The 17,678-nt window shown below is 75.9% G+C and carries 7 protein-coding genes; all 7 read right to left on the bottom strand.

What is annotated here, in order from left to right; genetic code table 11:
* Positions 1 to 8: 8 nt before the first annotated feature.
* From AB0I79_RS46385 to AB0I79_RS46355, 7 genes are read right to left on the bottom strand one after another with little or no spacing between them, the layout of a single operon-like run.
* Positions 9 to 2,477 (bottom strand): class I SAM-dependent methyltransferase, encoded by a 2,469-nt coding sequence (locus tag AB0I79_RS46385; protein ID WP_357887719.1) that lies wholly within the window; start codon positions 2,475 to 2,477, stop codon positions 9 to 11.
* The gene (locus tag AB0I79_RS46380; protein ID WP_357887716.1) at positions 2,464 to 3,906 is read right to left on the bottom strand and encodes an ATP-binding cassette domain-containing protein; all 1,443 of its coding nucleotides are present in this window, start codon (positions 3,904 to 3,906) and stop codon (positions 2,464 to 2,466) included. Before AB0I79_RS46380 ends, AB0I79_RS46385 begins: the two co-directional genes overlap by 14 nt.
* The gene (locus tag AB0I79_RS46375) at positions 3,903 to 4,763 is read right to left on the bottom strand and encodes an ABC transporter permease subunit (protein WP_357887713.1); all 861 of its coding nucleotides are present in this window, start codon (positions 4,761 to 4,763) and stop codon (positions 3,903 to 3,905) included. Before AB0I79_RS46375 ends, AB0I79_RS46380 begins: the two co-directional genes overlap by 4 nt.
* On the bottom strand, positions 4,760 to 5,692 hold the full coding sequence (locus AB0I79_RS46370) for an ABC transporter permease (protein ID WP_357887804.1): 933 nt from the start codon (positions 5,690 to 5,692) through the stop codon (positions 4,760 to 4,762). The genes AB0I79_RS46375 and AB0I79_RS46370 overlap by 4 nt, the downstream gene beginning before the upstream one ends.
* A gap of 10 nt (positions 5,693 to 5,702) precedes the next feature.
* On the bottom strand, positions 5,703 to 7,229 hold the full coding sequence (locus AB0I79_RS46365) for an ABC transporter substrate-binding protein (RefSeq protein WP_357887710.1): 1,527 nt from the start codon (positions 7,227 to 7,229) through the stop codon (positions 5,703 to 5,705).
* A gap of 2 nt (positions 7,230 to 7,231) precedes the next feature.
* Entirely contained in the window at positions 7,232 to 13,720 is a 6,489-nt protein-coding gene (locus tag AB0I79_RS46360) for an SDR family NAD(P)-dependent oxidoreductase (protein WP_357887707.1), read from the bottom strand.
* Positions 13,717 to 17,670: an amino acid adenylation domain-containing protein gene (locus tag AB0I79_RS46355; RefSeq protein ID WP_357887704.1), complete on the bottom strand. Its 3,954-nt coding sequence runs from the start codon at positions 17,668 to 17,670 to the stop codon at positions 13,717 to 13,719. The genes AB0I79_RS46360 and AB0I79_RS46355 overlap by 4 nt, the downstream gene beginning before the upstream one ends.
* Positions 17,671 to 17,678: the final 8 nt, after the last annotated feature.

Below are 17,678 nucleotides of genomic sequence, written 5' to 3'. Positions count from 1 at the left end.
CCGGAGTTTCACGGCCTCGTCGCGACGAACAGGTGCTGGGCGGGCGAGGCCAGCGGGGAATCGGCCCGCGGCAGCTCCAGGATCGGGCGCAACCCGGCCTCCGCCAGCTCCGCCGGAAGCTCCCTTCCGGTGAGGAACACCCGGCCCGTGCCGCCGCGGCGGTCGCCCGCGCCGAGATCCGGCTCCCCCTGCCTGGGCGACAGCAGGAACTGCATGGTGGCGAGCACCAGGTAGTGCTCGCGGATCGCCTCGGTGACCACCACCAGCCCGCCGGGAGCCAGCAGCTCACCGATCCAGCGCAGGGATCGTCCGGCATGCCGTGCGCAGTGCAGCACGTTGGCGGCGATCACCACGTCGGCGCCGCCTCGGACGGCCCCCTGGGCCACGAGGTCGGCGTTGATGTCCAGCAGCGCGTAGCGGAGCCGGTCGCCGAACCGGTCCTCGGCCGCCATCGTGAAGAATCTGGACACGTCGGTGAAGAGGTAGTCCGCCGGCGCGTCGCCGAGCCCGCCCAGCGCCGCGGCGGTGCTGCCTCCCGCGCCTCCGCCGAGCTCCACGACGCGCAAGGGTCCGGTACGGGTGGCCGCGGCCCTCGCCACCAGATGTCCCATGGCGGCGTTCAGGTAGGTGTTGCTGACGTTGTTCTGGTCCTTGCTGAGCGAGGTGAGCAGGTCCCCGTCGGGGAACAGCAGGGCCTGCGCCATGATCTCGTCCCGGAGCAGCTCGGGAAGGCGGGCCAGAGCGGTGCGATAGAAGATCGCCATCTGATCGGGGTAGCCGAGCTCGGCGCAGGCGCGATCCAGGCCGGCCGCGTCGTCCTCCCCGGCGTCGTCCGAGGCCACGGCGTCGATCCGGCCGCCGGGGTCACGGCGGACGAGCCCTTCGGCGGCCAGCACCTCCAGCCAGCGCCGGACGATCCATTCGTGCCGGGGGGCCACCCCGAGCGCCGCCATGATCTGCCCGGCTGTCCGGGGCGTGCCGGGCGGCGCGACGCCGGCGACCAGCCGGGTCAACGCCCGCAGCGCGATCTCGTCGAAGCGCCGGACGGCGTGAGGCAGGTGCGTGAGCGCGGAGTCGGGCACCGGTTCGAGTGCCCACCCCTCCACGGCGGGAACCATGCGCGCGAGGGCGAGGCGTCCGGCTCGGTCGGCATCGGCCGCCTCGCGCGCCGCAGCGGCGGCGTCGTGCCCGGGGCCGCTGGGGATCCGTGCCGTCAGTTGCTCCGGGATCGGCAGCTCGGCACGCCGGAGCTCGCGGCGGGCCACCTCGGCCAGCCGGGCCCGGGCGAACGCGCCGAGCGGCTCGTGCGGCCGGCCCACCCCCGCCAGCGCGTCGGGAGGCATGGCGCCCGCCGCGGCCGGAATCGCGACCTGCAGCCGCGTGGGGTCGTCCGGGTCGAGCAGCACCGCGCCACCCGTTCCCTCCAGCGCGGCCCGCAGGCTCGCCCCCGTCGGCGCGCCGGGCTCGAACAGGCCGTTGGGGATGCCGGTGAGGCGGACGGGGCCGCTCTGACGGGCCAGCGCGGCCATCGGTCCGGGCCCGAGCTCGTCCCACCGGTGGACGGCGGCTGGCGGGCCCTGCGGCGGCTCGACGTGCAGCACGGCGTCGAACCGATACCGGGTCAGCTCGGTGTCGGCCGTGAGCGTCTTGGCGAACAGGCTGATGGTGACCCGCCGGCCCGCGCTCGCGGCCACCGCCGCGAGGGTCGCGGGGTCGAACAGCAGCTCGGTGTCGGCGGCGGCCCGCTGCGCGGCCCGGTCCGCCGATCCGGGTTCGAGCACGCGGGAGTGCTCGTCGAGCAGCCCCGAGTGGCGCACGTCCCCGACGACGACGGTCCCGCCGGGGGTCACGAGGTCGACGGCGTCGCGGAGCACGGCCGCCAGATAGGCCACGCTGGGGAAGCACTGGGTGACGGAGTTGAGCAGCACGCAGTCGGGCCGGTCGCCGAGCCGGGCCAGGGCGGCGCGCACGGCGCCGCCGTTGATCTCGTGGGCCGCAGCCCGTACGACCCTGACGCCGTCCAGGCCGAGCCCGTTCAGCCGGGTCACGACGTGCCCGGCGATGTCGGTGCCCACGTAGCCCTTGAGGTGCGGGTGGAGGCGGTGCAGCAGCATGCCGGTCCCGCAGCCGAGTTCGAGCAGGCGGGACGGCTGGTGCCGCAGGACCAGTTCGGCGGTGCGGTCGGCCCACTCGGCCATGTGGTCGGCAGGCATCGGACGGCCGGTGCCGGTGGCCCGCCAGCCGGACAGGTCGAGGTCGGGACGGTGTGCGCCCTGGCCGGAGCTGTAGGTCCAGTCGTAGACCTCTCCCCAGTGTTCGAGGTGCTCCGCCACCAGGTCGCCGAGGACGGGCGGCCGTCCCGGCTCGTACCGGACCGCCAGCGCCGCGGGGTCGGCCGTGACGACGAGCCCGCCTGATCCTGCCGGGTCCACGCGGGCGATCCAGGGGTGGGCGAGCAGGGGTTCATAGGACGTCAAGGGATGGCCTCCGGTCATCGTCGTGAGAGCGGGGATGGGGATGCAGCCGACCTGCCTCGATCCGGAGCACGCGGTCGGCGCGGGCGGCGACGGCCGGGTCGTGGGTGGCCGCGAGGACGGCGAGGCCGGTTCGGTGGCGCAGCGCGTCGATGAGGTCGAGGACCTGGGCGGCGGTCCGGTCGTCCAGAGCGGCGGTGATCTCGTCGGCCAGCAGCACGGCGGGCCCTCCCGCGAGAGCTCGGGCGAGCGCGACCCGCTGGCGTTGCCCACCGGAGAGCGCGGCCGGGTAGCGATGCGCCAGGTCCTCCGGCAGCCCGACGGTCGCCAGCAGGCGGAGGACCTCCGCGCGGGCGGTCCGGCGCGGGAGCCCGCGCAGGGTGCGCAGGGGGCGGGCGAGTGCCGCGCCGACGGTGCGGGCCGGGTTGAGCACGTCGAGGGGGTTCTGCCCGACCAAAGCCAGGGCCCGCAGCGCGGCCGGGCCCCGCTCGGTCACGGGCCAGGGCAGCGGTCGTCCGGCTGCGGCGGCCTGTCCCTGTCCGGCGGGGTGCAGTCCGGCGAGCACCCGCAACAACGTGCTCTTGCCCGAGCCGGACGGCCCGAGCACGGCCACGCCCTCGCCTGCCGAGATCGTGAGGTCGACGTCCGACAGCAGCGGTGCCCCGCCCGGCGGCTGCGCGATGGTGAGCCCGTGCGCCTCCAGCACCGGCGCGCCGCCCGGCCGCCGCTTACCGGCCGGCGGAAGGACCGGCGGCCGCGGTGCGACGTGGCTCCCCTCGCCGGGGCCGAGCCGTACGACGTGGTCGGCCAGCTCGCTCACCACAGCCATGTCGTGGGAGACGATGAGGGTCACCGAGCGGCCGTCGCCGCGACGCCGCCGTACCCGCTCCAGGACGAGGACGAGCGCGGCCGGGTCGAGCGCGCTGGTGAATTCGTCCAGCACGAGCAACTCGGGATCCGCCGCCAGTGCGCGGGCGAGCGCCACCCGCTGCGCCTGCCCGCCCGAGAGCTGGTGCGGGCGACGGCGGCCGAGGCCGGCAGGGTCCAGGCCCACCTCGGCGAGTGCCCGCTCCTCCTCTCCCCCGTCGCGCCCGGACCTGGGCAGCGCCTCCCGCACAGCCGCCCGCGCGTCCAGCAGGGGATGCAGCGCGGAGGCCGGGTCCTGGCCGAGGAAGCCGACGGTGCGCCGCCGCCAGCGGCGCGGGGCCCGTACGGGGGCGCCGTGCCATTCGATCCGGCCGCTCGCCTGCCTCAGGCCGGAGGGCAGCGCGCCCAGTACGGCCCGCAGCACGGTCGTCTTGCCCGCCCCGGACGGCCCCACGAGCGCGAGCACCTCGCCGGGCGCGATCCGCAGGTCCAGCCGGTCGACGATCACCGTTCCCGTCCTGCCGGTGACGGTGAGCCCGCGAACGGTCAGCCCGTGCCTGTTCATGACAGGCCGTCCCGGGTGGCGAGGGAGTGTGAGAGTGCCGCCACGCTGCCGGCCAGGATCGCCAGAGCCGCCGCCGGCGCGATCGTCGCCGCCGCGTTCAGTCCCAGGCCCTGGAGGTTCTCGCGGAGCATGGCGGCCCAGTCCGGCGCGGGCGGCGCCGGCCCGAAGCCGAGGACGTTGAGCGCCGCGGCGAGCTGCACGGCCAGCACCAGCCGCTGGCCGAGGTCCGCGCCGACGAGCCCGGCGTGCGCGGGAAGGACCTCGCGCAGCAGTACGGCACCACCCCGCTCCCCGCGGGACAGCGCCGCCTCCACGTATCCCGCGTGCCTGGCCGCGGCCGTGGCGTCGGCGACCACCCGCAGGGTCAGCGGCGTGCCACCGAGCACGGTGCCGGCGACCACGGCCGCGGGCCCCGGCAGCGCCACCACCGCGAGCAGGGCGAGCAGCAGCAAGGGCAGGGCCAGCAGCAGGTCGGCGGCACCGGCGGCGGCACGCCCGAGCCGGCCGCGGCTCCATCCCACCCAGAGCCCGCCCGCCACTCCCAGAGCCGAGGCCGTCAACGCGGCGGCCAGCGAGGTCAGGGTCAGGTCCCTGCCGCCGGCCAGGACCCTGGCGAGCACGTCCCTGCCCAGCGCGTCGGCGCCGAGCGGCAGGCCGGGTGCGGGCCGTGACCACGGTGGCGCGACGATCGCGACCGCGTCGTGCCCGGCCACCGCCTCGCCGCCGAGCGCTAGGACGAGCACGGTCCCGGACACGGCCCCGAGGACGAGCACGGCACGCGGGCGGCGCTCGGTCACGACGTCCTGCTCGGCGCGGACCGGCGGAACCGGCCCGGCGGAGCCGTTCACGCGCTTCATGGGCGCGCCGTTTCCCGGCGCCGGCGGGGGGCGTCGGCGGCGGCGAGGCCGGCCACCACGACAGCGGCGGCCAGCAGGGCGACGCTCTGGACGACCGGCACGTCCCTCGTCGAGATGGCCGTGACCAGCAGCTCTCCCAGCCCGGCCAGCCCGAACAGGGTCTCGGCCACGGCGGTGCCCGCGACCAGCCCGCCGAGGGTGACGGCGAACAGGCGGGTGGCGGGCGCCGCGATCATCGGGAGCACGTACCGGAGCGCGATCGTGGCCGGCGGCAGGCCGCGAAGCTCGGCGTCCCGCACGTAAGGCCGGGCCACCACGTCCGCGATCGCCCCGCGGAGCAGAGCGGCGCCGTACGCGGCGATCGGGAGCGCGAGCGTGAGCACCGGGAGCACGAGCAGATCGGGCCGGCTCCAGGCCGGCTCTCCGGCGGGCAGCATCGAGACCGGCGGGAACAGCCCCCAGGCCGCCGACAGCCAGGCCACCAGCGCGGCGGCCACCACGGCCTGAGGCAGTGCCGCGCCCGCCACAACGGCGGCGTTCGCCGGATGCCGCAGCCACCTGGGTCCGCGCGCGGCGGCCCAGGCCAGAGCCGCCGTGACGGGCACGCTGACCGCCAGCGCCGCCACGGCCAGCGTGATCGTCACGCCGGCCCGCTGCGCGACCAGCTCGCCGATCGGCCGGCCGGTGATGAGCGACACCCCCGGATCACCGGTGAGCACGCCCGTCACCCAGTCCAGGTAGCGGGCGTGCAGGGGACGGTCCAGCCCCTGCTCCGCCCGCAGCCGGGCCAGTTCCCCGGGAGCGGCACGGCCGCCGCCGAGGACGTCCGCCGCGTCACCCGGCAGCGCCGCCGTGCACAGGAAGATCACCACGGAGGCGGCGGCCATCAGCAGGACGGTCCTGGCCAGCGCGCGGGCGGGCCACGGCATGCGGGACACGTCAGCCGTCCAAGCTCACCTGGTCGATGAACGCCGAGGCGAAGCCGATCCCCTCGGGCACGCCGCTCAGCCCGGCCCTGGCCAGGTCGAGGCGATCGCTGAGCGCCCAGATCGCGTAACCGCCCTGGTCGCGGAGCCTGGCCTGCAGATCGCCCAGGAGGGCGTGCCGCTCGGTGTCGTCCGGCTCGGCCAGGGCCTTGTCGAGCTCCGCCGACCAGGTGCGGTCCTTCCACGCCGTCTCGTTGGTCGGGGAGCCGGGCGTGAGCGCCACCCTCACCACGTCGAGGAACGGGATGCCGCCCAGGTAGCTGATGTAGAACGGCTTGCGGGCGTAGACGGCGGAGAAGTAGGTGTCGGCCGGCTCCACGGCCACCTTCACCCGCATCCCGATCCCGGCGAGTTGCTGGGCGATCAGCGTGGCGGCGCTGTCCATGCCCGGGTAGGCGGTGGTGGTGTGCAGCGTGAGGTCGACGCCGTCCGCGAGACCTGCCTCCGACATCAGCTTCCTGGCCTGGGCGAGGTCGCGGGTGCGCTGCTGCAGGGTCGCCGGGCTGGTCGGGTCCTTGGGGGTGATGAGGTCGTTGCCGACTTCGCCGTAGCCGAGGAAGACGGTGTCCAGGAGCTGCTGCCGGTCGAGGGCTAGCCGGACGGCCCGGCGTACCCGCAGGTCGTCGAAGGGCTTGGTGTCCATGCGCATGACCAGCGGGTACAGGGTGGCGCCCGGCCGGCGGAGCAGCCGCACCGCGCTGTTGCCCTCCTGCTGCTTGGCCAGCGTGGCGGGCACTCCCCCGGCCAGGTCGACCTGGCCGGACAGCAGCGCCTGGGCCCGCGCCTGCGGATCGGGCACGGCGCGTACCTCGATGGTCCTGGCGGGCGGTTCTGGGCCCCACCAGTCGTCGTTGCGCTCGAACACCACGGCCTGGGCGCCGCCCTTGTCCGTCGGGCGGAACGGGCCGGAGCCGGGCACCGGCTTGCCGAAGTCGTCGCTGCCCTCCGGCACGACGAAGGTCGCGCCCTCCAGGGCCTTGCCGACCTCGGCGTAGGGCTTCCTGGTCACCAGCTCGAAGGTGGTGTCGTCGATCGTCGCGGAGGCGTCGAGGTCGAACATGGCCATGCGGCCGAAGTTCTCCGCCGCCTTCTTGCCCATCCGGCGCAGCGAGAACAGCGCGTCGGCCGCCTTGACCGGGCGGCCGTCGGAGAAGGTGGCGTCGCCGCGGATGGTGATGCGCCACCTGGTCAGGGTGGCGTCGGGCCGCCACCCTGTCGCCAGGCGCGGCTTGGTGGTGCCGTCGGCGCCGGGAACGGTGAGGACGTCGTACGTCAGGGCCATCCTGACGACATCGCTCTCGCCGGGCAGCAGGCCGTGCGGGTCGGTGACGGCGTTGGAGGGCGAGCCGGGCGCGGCGTAGCGCACGGTGGCGGTGCCCGTGGCGGCCGGTGAGGCGCCGGGCGCGGTCGCGGAACAGCCCGCCAGGAGGGCGACCGCGGTGACGACCGCCGCTGACCGGCGGCGGAGCTGGGTGTGCATGGTTACCTTTCTCGAAGTCGCGCCAGCGCCCTGTCGAGCGCGGCGTTGATCAGCCGGGCCACGGCGGGCAGCACAGGAGGGTGCAGCAGGCCGTAGTGGTGGGCGTCGACGCCGGTGGCCTCGACGGGCCCGGCCAGGTAGCGTCCCCAGCCGAGGTCGGGCCTGCCTGGCGGGGTGTCGTCGACGCCCATCCCGATACCCGAGTTGCGGGGTGAGGGCCGCTCCGCCCGGATCAGCAGCGTGGCCGTGTCCGGGTCGGCCAGCCGCCGGGGGGCGTGGGCGGCCAGCGCGCGCAGGTGCCTGGCGAACACGGCCACCCGCCCCGCCAGGTCCTCGCCGCGGCCGAGCAGCCGGTGCTCGCGCAGCCGGTCGGCGACCGCGGTCATCCGCCGCTCCGCCGGCACGTCACCGATGCTCAGGTCGATGCCGAGGTACGCCTCCAGGGCGTGCAGGTGCCGGACCGTCACCTGCCATTCGACCTCGGCGGCGTCGCGGCCGGGAACCTCACGGATGAGCGCGGGGTCGTTGGAGTCGAGCAGCGCCAGCAGCGCGGTGTGCCGGCCGCCGGCGTGCAGGTGCCGGGCCATCTCCTGGGCCACGGTGCCGCCCATCGACCAGCCGCCCAGCAGCCAGGGGCCCGTCCCCGGGCCGCCGGAGGCGTCGATCGCCCGCACGTACTGCTCGGCGATGCCCTCGACGGTCTCCGGCCCCGGCCCGTACGCGCCCGCCAGCTCGGGGTCGGCGAGCGCCACGACGTCCACGCGGGGATCCAGCAGCCGGGACAGCTCGGCGTAGCACAGCACGTCACCGCCCGACGGGTGGGCCAGGTACAGGGTGGGGCGGGCCGCTCCGCCCGGCTCGGCGCGCAGCGGCAGCACGATGTCCCGCGCGGGGCTCGCCTGGACCGGGGACGGTGCGGCATCGCCGGGTGACGACGCGGCGCGGCCAGAGGGGGGAACGCCGTCGCCGGGCGGCCGTGGCGCCACGGCGTGACCAGGTTCGGGCCGGGTCCAGGCGGCGGGCGATCCGGCCAGCTCGCGCACCCGCGCCACGTGCTCGGCGATCGCCGCCTCCAGCTCGTCGCCGGGCAGGACACCGTCCAGCGCGTCCCATTGCAGCCGCAGCTCGCCGTCGTGTTCGAGCACCTGGTGGTCGAGCCAGGTCTGCGGGGTCTGCGAGAGCGCGTACACCTGCTCGCCCGCCCACTCCAGGTGGCCGCCGCCGTCCACCAGGTCCGTGATGCCGAGCGCGCTGGTGAACACCACGGGCACCGGCCGTACCTCTCCCGTCCTGGCAGCCTGCTCGGCGAGCACGTCCAGTGCGGAGAAGCCGCGGTGGTCGAGATCGTCGAACATCCTCGCCTGCGTGGCGGCGGCCCGGTCGGCGAGGACGGCGGCGGGCTCGGCGGGGACCTCGTGCAGCAGCAGGGAGGTGAAGTCGCCGACGACCCGGTTGACGTGCGGATGGATGGCCGGGCGGTCGAAGAGGGTCAGCGTCACGCAGAACCCGGCCGACCCCGACCAGCGGGCCAGGACGTCGGCGTAGACGGTCAGCAGCGCCGCCGCCGGAGTGACCCGGTGCCGGGCGGCGGCCTCCCGGAACGCCGCCCATTCCTCGCGGCCCAGCCGTGCGGAGCGGCGTACGAACCTCGGCGGCGTCCCGTCCGGTTCGCGGACCGGCAGGCGGGGCGGGCCGGGGAGCGTGCCGAGGCGCTCACGCCAGTAGCTCGCGGCCCGGTCGTCGCCCCGCCGCTCCAGGGCCGCGGCGCAGGCCGCAGGGTGCAGGTCCAGCGGCGGCAGCGGGACGTCAGGGCTGGTGTAGCGGGCGTGCAGCTCGGACTCGATGATCCACCAGCTGGCGGCGTCGCAGATGAGCACGTCCACCCCGATGAACAGCCTGACCACGCCTCCGGGCAGCCGGGCCGCCTGGATCTGCGCCAGCGGCCAGCGGTCGGGCGGGCCGGGCCTGGAGGACAGCCTCTCCCGCAGGACGGCCAGCCGCTGTTCCCGGCGCTCCTGCGTCATCGTGGTCAGGTCGTGCGCCCGGATCCGGTAGCGCGGCAGGTCGTCCAGCACGCGCAGCCGCCCCTCGGGCGTGGCCACGGCGCGCAGCATGGGGTGGCGGGCCACGACCTGGTTCCACGCCTCCTCGAAACGGGCGAGGTCCAGGCCTTGGCAGTCGTACTCGAGGTAGAAGCGGCAGGGCAGGTCTCCCCACTGGTAGCCGCCGTCCCTGCCGATCCAGTAGGCGTGCTGGACCCGGGTCATCGCGAAGGTGCCGTCGCCGTCGAGGACGTCCTCCTCCGGCGTGACCTCCGGGGCCGGCCCGGCACCCGCCGACTCGACCAGCTTGGCGATCCCCGCCACGGTGGGCACGGCCAGCAGGTCCCGCATGCCCGGCCGTACGCCGAAGCGCTCGCCCAGCGCGGCCAGCATCCGCACACCCAGCAGGGAGTGGCCGCCGAGCGCGAAGAAGTCGGCGTCGGGATCGCTCACCGGGACGCCGAACAGCTCCGACCACAACTCGGCCACCACCCGCTCGGCCGGGGAAAGGCGCGCCGCGTCGCCGCCGGTGGCCGCGATCGTCCTGGGCTTGGCCGCCTCGGCGATGCGCGGGTCGAGAGCGGTGGCGGCGACCGACACGATCGGGGGCAGCGTCCCGGTCTCGCGCGCGGCCAGCAGCCGGTCCAGCGCCTTGGTGCCGGTGGCGGCGTCGAGCGCACCGGCGAGGACGACGGTGGCCTCGGTGCCGTCCTCGGCCACCCGCCAGCCGTCCCAGACCGCGCTGACCCACCGGGTGGGGCCGGGCGCGGCGAGGCCGAGCGCGTCCATCGCGGCGTTGGCGGCCGCGTAGGGGCCCATCCCGACGCCGCCGACCAGCGTGGTGACCGAGGACATGAGCAGTACCGTCCGGGGACGGCGCTCCGCCGGCAGCGCGGCGATCGCGCCGGCGAGTGTGAGCACTCCCCCGGCCTTGGCCCGTACGTGCTCGGTGGCCTGCTCGGCGTCGAGCGCTCGCAGCGGGTCCAGCCTCGCCCCCGCGACCACGCCGGCCGCGTGGACGACCAGCTCGATCGGCCCGCCGGCGGAGAGCTCCCCGATCAGGGCCGCGGTCGCCTCGGGATCGGTGGCGTCGCAGGCCCGCACGTCCACCCCGGTCTCGGCGAGGGCGGCTCCCCGGCGATCCGCCGTACGCGAGGTGACGACCACCCGGTGCCCGCGGGCGGCGAGGTGACGTGCGAACAGCCGGCCGACCGCCCCGAGACCGCCGGTGATCAGCACGGTGCCGGGCGGTGCGGCGCCGTCCGCGGCACCGGGCGGGGTCCACGGCTCCAGGCGGCGTCGCCACCTGGTCGCGCCCCGCAGGGCGATCTCCGTCCCCGAGCCTGCCCCGCCCGCGAGAGCGCCGAGCTCACGCAGCACGGCGCCCGCCTCGTCGGCGGGGTCGGCCGGCGCGCCCAGGTCGAGCGTGGCCCACCGCAGGCCGGGCTGCTCCTGGCCCAGCACCCGCGGGAGCACGCGGACGGCCGCCTGCGCCGGATCGGGCGGCGGATCGCCGCCCACCCGCTCGCCGTGCCGGGTGACCAGCAGCAGGGACGGCGAGCCGGGCTGCTCTGCTGCCGCGGCGGCGACCTCGCCGAAGGCCAGCACGGCTGCGGAGACGGCAGCGGCGTCCGGCTCGGCGGACGCGGCGTCGCCGTCCCTGGTCGCCACCGCGACCAGCGCGGCCAAGGGAGCCGTGGGATCGGCCGCTTGCAGGCGGTCACGCAGCTCGTCCGCCAGCGCGCCGGTGCCGATCACCGCCCAGCGCCCGGCCGGGATCGGGGCCGGGTCGCCGGGCAGGAGCTGGCTCCAGACCGGGACCTGCAGCGGCTCGTCCGCATCGATCTCCGATGGCGTGCCCGAGGAAGGCGGGTCGATCCACAGGCGGCGGCGCTGGAAGGCATACCCTGGCGCGTGCACCCGCCGCCGGCCGGCCGCGGGCAGCGCGGCCAGGTCCACCGGCCGGCCATGGGCCCACAGCGTGCCGGCGGCCTCCCGCAGGCTCGCCGGCTCCGGCTCGTCCGGCAGCAGCGTGGTCACGACCGACCGCACGCCGGGCAGGGCGTTCCTGCGGGCGAGGGCGGACAGGGCGCTTCCCGGCCCGGCCTCCAGGAGCAGGGTCTCCTCCTCGGGGCCGAGTGCCGCCCGCAAGGCCTGCGCGAACCGTACGGGCTCGCGCAGCTGCCGCGTCCAGTGACCGGCGTCCGCCAGCTCGGCGCCGATCGAGGCGCCGGTGACCGTGCTGAACACGGGCACGGTGGGAGCTGCGCCCGTCAGCCCGGCCAGCGCCGCGCCCAGGCCGGGCAGCTCCGGCTCCATCAGGCGGGAGTGCATCGCGGCGTCCACCCGCAGCCTCGTGCCCGTGATGTGGCGCCCGCGCAGCTCGTCCGCCAGCCGGCCGATGGCCGCGGCGGGCCCGGACACCACGCACGCGGCGGGGGCGTTGACTGCGGCCAGGTTGAGGCCGGGGTGGTGGGACAGCAGCTCGTGTACCTCGTCCTCGCCGAGCGGCACCGCGAGCATCGAGCCGCCGGCGGCGGCCCTGGCCGCGGCGGCGCACCGGGCGGCGACCAGCCTGGCGGCTTCGGAGAGGGGCAGCGCGCCGCTCACGGCCGCGGCCGTGCACTCGCCCAGGCTGTGCCCGACGAGGGCGTCGGGCACGATGCCCCATGACGCCAGCAGCCGGGCCACCCCGTACGACACGGCGAAGACGGCCGGCAGCCCGAAGCCGGCGTCGCGGACGCGGGTCTCGGCGATCGCCGGATCCATGACGTCGCGAACGTCGGCGCCGAGCCGCGGGCGCAGCAGCTCCGCGCACTCGTCCACGGCCTGGGCGAAGACGGGCTCGTCCCGGTAGAGCCGGCCGCCCATCCCGGGGTACGCGCTTCCCGCGCCGGGGAAGGCGAAGACCAGGCGCGGGGCGGTGCCGGCCGCCTTGACCGGCGTCGCCGCGGCCAGCCCGGCCTGGCCCACGCCCGCCACCCGGTAGGCCAGCTCGGCACGCCCCGCGGCCAGCGTGTAGGCGAGATCGGCCGTGTCGGGTGCGGGCCGGGAGGCGACGGCGCGGGCGGTGGCGGCTGCCGCCTCAGGGGTGGCGGCCGAGACGGCCAGCAGCTGGGGCCGCCGGTCGGCGGGGACGGGCGGGCGGTGCGGGGCCGGCCCGAGCACCGCGTGGCAGTTGGTGCCGCCGATGCCGAACGAGCTGACCCCTGCCAGGGAAGGCGTGTCCCAGTCCCGGGTCTGGGCGATCACCTCGAACGGCGAGCCTTCCAGGCCGAGCAGCGGGTTGAGCGGGTGAGCGCGCAGCGACGCGGGCAGCACCCGATGCCGCACCGCCAGGACGGCCTTGATGAACGAGGCGATGCCGGCGGCCGAGTTGGCGTGGCCGATGTTGCCCTTCACCGAGCCGAGCCCGCACCAGGCCGGTCCGGTGTCGCCGAACACCCGCCGCAGCGCGGCCACCTCGATGGGATCGCCGAGCGCGGTGGCGGTGCCGTGCGCCTCGACGAGCCCGATCTCGTGCGGCGACGCGCCGGCCACCGCGAGCGCTTCGGCCACGGCCCGGGCCTGGCCGCGCATGGACGGCGCGGTGAACCCTGCCTTGCCGGCTCCGTCGTTGTTCACCGCCGAGCCGTGCAGCACGGCGAGCACCGGGTCGCCGTCGGCCAGCGCGTCGTCCAGGCGGCGCAGCACCACCACGCCCACGCCCTGGGTGTAGACGATGCCGGTGCCGTCCGCGCTGAACGGCCTGATCGTCCCGTCCGCCGCGTACACGCCGCCGGCGACGTGCACGTAACCCTGGCCCTGCGGCACGATCAGCGACACTCCGCCCGCGAGCGCGGTGTCGCACTCGCCGGACAGCAGCGACTGCGCGGCCAGGTGCACGGCGACCAGCGAGGTCGAGCAGCTCGACGCCACCGCCACCGCGGGTCCCGTCAGGTTCAGCCGGTAGGCCGTCTGCAGCGGCAGGTAGTCGGCCTGGGTGGAGATCGCCGTCTGCAGGCTGCCGAGCGGGTCCCGTCCCGCGCCGGTGGGGTCCCACCGGCCGGCGAGGTTGCTCGCCAGGTAGGCGCTCTGCATGGCGCCGGCGAAGACGCCGACCGCGCCGGCCCCGCGCCCGCCGCCGTGACCGGCGTGTTCCAGCGCGTGCCAGGCGCATTCGAGGAACAGGCGGTGCTGGGGGTCGAGCAGGGCCGCCTCGGCGTCGCTGAACCCGAACGGCTCGGGGTCGAAGTCGGCCTGGCCCTCGATGAGCCCGCCGACCGGGACGAAGCCCGGATGCGCCCGCAGTCTCTCCGGCACGCCCCGTGCGGCCAGCTCGTCGTCGGTGAACCTGGTCAGCCCGTCACGGCCGTCCCGCAGCAGCTCCCAGTACGCTTCGGCGTCAGGCGCGCCGGGGAAGCGGCAGGCCAGGCCGACGACGGCGATCCGATGCTGCGCGGCGCTCATCCGGCGAGCTCCGCCGCACGCGCCCGAGCCGCGCGGCGGGCGGCGGCCTGGTCAGAGGATGCCAGCGATGGGCTTTCCCGCGGTGGCTGCGCGGTGTCTACCGGCGGCGGGCCTTCCCGCAGGGCGGGGGCGGCGTGTACCGGCGGCGGGTTCTCCCGCGGTGCCGGGGCGGCGGCGCCGGATGCCTGCCTGCGGGCGGTGATGAAGGTGGCGAGCTCCCGGACCGTGGGCCGGGCGAACATGTCCACCACCGTCAGCCCCTCGTCGAGCTCGGCTCTGAGGGTGCGGTGGGCGAGCACCATGGTCAGGGATGACGCTCCCAGCCGGAAGAAGGGGGTGCTCACCTCGACCGGCGTCTTGAGCAGCTCGCTGAAAACCCTGGCCACGGCCCGCTCCACCTGTGGATCCGGCCCCGCCTGCAGCGTGGCCGGGGCAGCGGGCGGCGGTTCCTGGCGGGAGGCGGGCTGCGGGCCGGCGCCGGGCGTGGCGGGTGGCGGCGGGGTGGCGAGGTCACGGGCGGGCGGGGTGGCGGGGTCACGGGCGGGCGGCCCGTCGGCGGCACCCTCGACGACGAGCTCCATCACCCCGTCGGGCGACACGGTGAGGCTGAGGCGCAGCCCGCGGGTGACCGTGGTGCTGATCGCCGTCGCCTGCGGCGCTGTCGTGGGAGGCGCCTGCGCACGGAGCTCGTCACCGGGCACGACGTCCTCGGCCTCGCCCTCGCCCTCGGCCTCGGCCGGGCTCCCGGACGACCGGTAGGGGTTGGCGAGCGCCTTGTAGTCGATCTTGCCGTTGTCGGTGATCGGCAAGGTGTCCGTGATCAGGAACCGGTTGGGCACCATGAAGCCGGGCAGGCTCGCCCGCAGGGCCTCGACCAGCTCGTCGTCCGACGGCGGCGCCGCGGGATCGGCGGGCACCACGTGGCAGACCAGTCTGGGCCGGTCGTCGGGCCCGGGCACCGCGCGGGCCACCGCCTGCCGTACGGCGGGGAGCCGATCGAGCGTCGCCTCGATCTCGCCCAGCTCGATCCGGTGGCCCCGGATCTTGACCTGCCGGTCCAGCCGGCCGAGGAACTCGATCGTCCCGTCGTACCGCCAGCGGCCGAGGTCGCCGGTGCGGTAGAGGCGGCGGCGCAGGATCGGGTGCGTGATGAACCGCTCGGCGGTCTGCCCGGGATCACCGACGTAGCCGCGGGCCAGCCCGTCGCCGCCGATGTGCAGCTCGCCGGGCTCGCCCACCGGGCAGGGCCGGCCGTGCTCGTCGAGGATGTGGAAGGACTGGCCGTGCAGCGCCCGGCCGTACGGGATGCTCGGCCAGGACGGATCGACCTCCCTGATGGGGTGGCAGATCGACCAGATCGACGCCTCGGTCGCCCCGCCCAGGCTGACGACCTCGGCGCCGGGGGCCAGCGCCCTCAGGCGGCCGGGCAGCGTGACCGGGATCCAGTCGGCCGACAGGAACACCAGCCGCAGCGTGGACAGCGCCTCGCGCACCGTCTCCGGCTCCAGCTCGGCGTATTCCACCAGCATCTCCAGCAGGGCGGGAGCGGTGTTCCACACGGTGACGCGGTGGCGGGCCATCAGCTCCAGCCAGTGGCCGGGGTCGCGCTGGCGGTGGGCCTCGGGCAGGACGACGGCGCCTCCGGAGCCGAGCACCGAGAAGATGTCGTAGACCGACAGGTCGAAGCTGTACGCCGACAGGGCGAGCACCCGGTCGTCCGGGCCGAGGGGGAAACGCTCGTCGAGGTCGTCGAGGGTGGTGCGGGCAGCACGGTGCTCGATGGCCACGCCCTTGGGCCGCCCGGTCGAGCCCGACGTGAAGATCGCGTAGGCGAGGTCGTCCGGCGCGGGCCGCCGGGGCTCGGCCTCGTCCGGGCCCGGGAGCCGGAGCACGCCGTCGGCGTCGAGCCGGTGCACGCTGACGTGCTCCGGCCAGGCTGTGTCGTCGGCCTCCGGCGCGAGCAGCGCCGTCCGGATCGAGGCCTGCTCGCTCAGCGAGGCCACCCGGCCGGCGGGCCAGGAGGGCTCGACGGGCACGTACCCGGCTCCGCCGGCCAGAACTCCGAGCAGGGCGGTGACCTGGGCGATGCCCTTGTCCGCCACGACCGCCACCAGATCGCCCGGCCCGATCCCGAGCGCGGCCAGCGCGCGGCCGGTCTGGAGGGCTCGCCCGGCCAGGTCCTGCGCTGTCACCTCGCGGGTCAGGTCGAGCAGGGCGGGCGCGGAGGGGGCCCGTCCGGCGGCGGCGCGCAGCGGGTCGTCCAGAAGTGGACCGGCCCCGCCGAACGCCCCGCCCGCCACCTCCTCGTCGGGGAGGAACGACGGGTCCCAGCCGAGCGCCGGGTCGGTCCACAACTCCGGCTCGGTGGCCAGCCGCCGCAGGAGGCGGACGTGCGCGGCCAGCATGCCGTCGACGAACCCGGCGGGCAGCGCGCCGTCCACGGCGTCCCACGCGATGCGCAGCCTGCCGTCCTCGTCCCAGACGATGTGGTCCAGCATCACCTGGGGCGTCTGCGAGACGCCGAAGACCTCGGTGCCGAGCCAGGCGGCAGGCGGCTCCCCCGGCCCTGCCAGGCCGACGCCGCTGGTGAAGACCACGGTGTGGGTGGGCACGGGCAGGCCCGTGGCTTCGTCGGTCACCCGGGGGCGCTCCCCCGACTCGATCGCGGCACGCAGCGCCTCCATGCCGGAGACGGCCCGGTGGTCGAGATCGGCCCAGAACTGGCGGTTGACCGCCGCGGCGTAGCCGGCGAAGCCGTACCAGCGGCCGGGGTCGGCGACGGGGATCTCCACCAGGACGGTGCTGGTGAAGTCGCCGACGATGCTGTCCAGGCCCGGGGTGTCGTCGCCGAGGGCGAGGTCGTCGCGGTCGAAGAGGGTGGTGTTGAGGCAGAAGGGGTCGCGGGCGCCCCAGCGCTGCAGCACCAGGCCGAAGGCGGCCAGCAGCAGGCCGGTGGGGCTCAGCCCGTGCGCCGCGCCCTGCTTGCGAAGCTGCGCCCACTCCTCGGCGGGCAGCTCCGCTGCGTGCCTGACGAGGCGGTGGCCGCTGAACCCGGCAGGACCGCGGGTCCAGGGCAGGGCGGGACCGTCCGGCAGGACGGGTGCGCGGCGGGCCCAGTAGGCGGAGTCCATCTCGCGGCGCCGCAGCTCGGCCGGATCCTCCAGCCGGCGCCGTACGAGGTCGGCGAAGCCGAGGGGCGGCGGGGGCAGCTCCAGGCCCGGATCGGCCGTGTACCGGCCCCACTCCCTCATCAGCCGCATCCAGCTCATGAGGTCCAGGGCCAGCACGTCCACGCCGACGAACAACCGGGTACGGCCGTCCGGCAGCAACGCCGCCCGCAGGTCGAACAGCGGCCACCGGTCGGCGGGCAGCACCTGGTGCGAGCACTGCGCACGCAACGCCTCCAACGCCTGCTCCACCCGTTCCGGGCTTTCAGCACGCAGGTCAGTGCGGGTGATGGCGTAGTCGGGCACCTGGTCGAGCACTGTCTGCCTGGCGTCGGCGCCCACGACCATGCGCAGCATCGGATGCCGCCGGACGAGCCGGTTCCACGCGCTCTGCAAACGGTCGAGGTCCTCCTCCTGAGGGCTCTGGGGCACGCGGTCGTACTCGAAGTAGTAGAAGGTCGCCACTCCCCCGAGCGGGAACGCGGGATCCCGGCCGACCAGGTAGGCGGTCTGGATGGGAGTCAGCGGGAAGGACTCCCCGCCCTCGGCGGGCTCGTCCGGGACGATCCCGGCGGCCACCGTCCGCGCGGTCGCGGACCCGAGGAAGGCCGTCAGCGGGAGTTCCAGCCCGGACTCCTCCAGCAGGCGCCGTCGCAGGCGCACGGCCGTGAAGGACTCCAGCCCCAAGGCGGTGAGCGGGACGTCGGGGTCCAGGTCCGAGGGCCGGAGTTCCAGTACGTCGGCCAGGCAGGCGAGCACTTCTTCGACGGTGGCGGAACTCAAGGGTGACC

Origin of the sequence: Nonomuraea sp. NPDC050202 (assembly GCF_040656115.1) — a bacterium.
In the GTDB taxonomy this organism is placed as follows: Bacteria; Actinomycetota; Actinomycetes; order Streptosporangiales; family Streptosporangiaceae; genus Nonomuraea.
This window is presented reverse-complemented; position numbering and strand designations above follow the sequence as displayed.

Excerpts from the sequence above, each read along its gene's own strand:
- AB0I79_RS46370 (WP_357887804.1), bottom strand. The coding sequence starts at position 5,692 with ATGCCGTGGCCCGCCCGCGCGCTGGCCAGGACCGTCCTGCTGATGGCC.
- AB0I79_RS46375 (WP_357887713.1), bottom strand. The coding sequence starts at position 4,763 with ATGAAGCGCGTGAACGGCTCCGCCGGGCCGGTTCCGCCGGTCCGCGCC.
- AB0I79_RS46365 (WP_357887710.1), bottom strand. The coding sequence starts at position 7,229 with ATGCACACCCAGCTCCGCCGCCGGTCAGCGGCGGTCGTCACCGCGGTC.
- AB0I79_RS46380 (WP_357887716.1), bottom strand. The coding sequence starts at position 3,906 with ATGAACAGGCACGGGCTGACCGTTCGCGGGCTCACCGTCACCGGCAGG.
- AB0I79_RS46360 (WP_357887707.1), bottom strand. The coding sequence starts at position 13,720 with ATGAGCGCCGCGCAGCATCGGATCGCCGTCGTCGGCCTGGCCTGCCGC.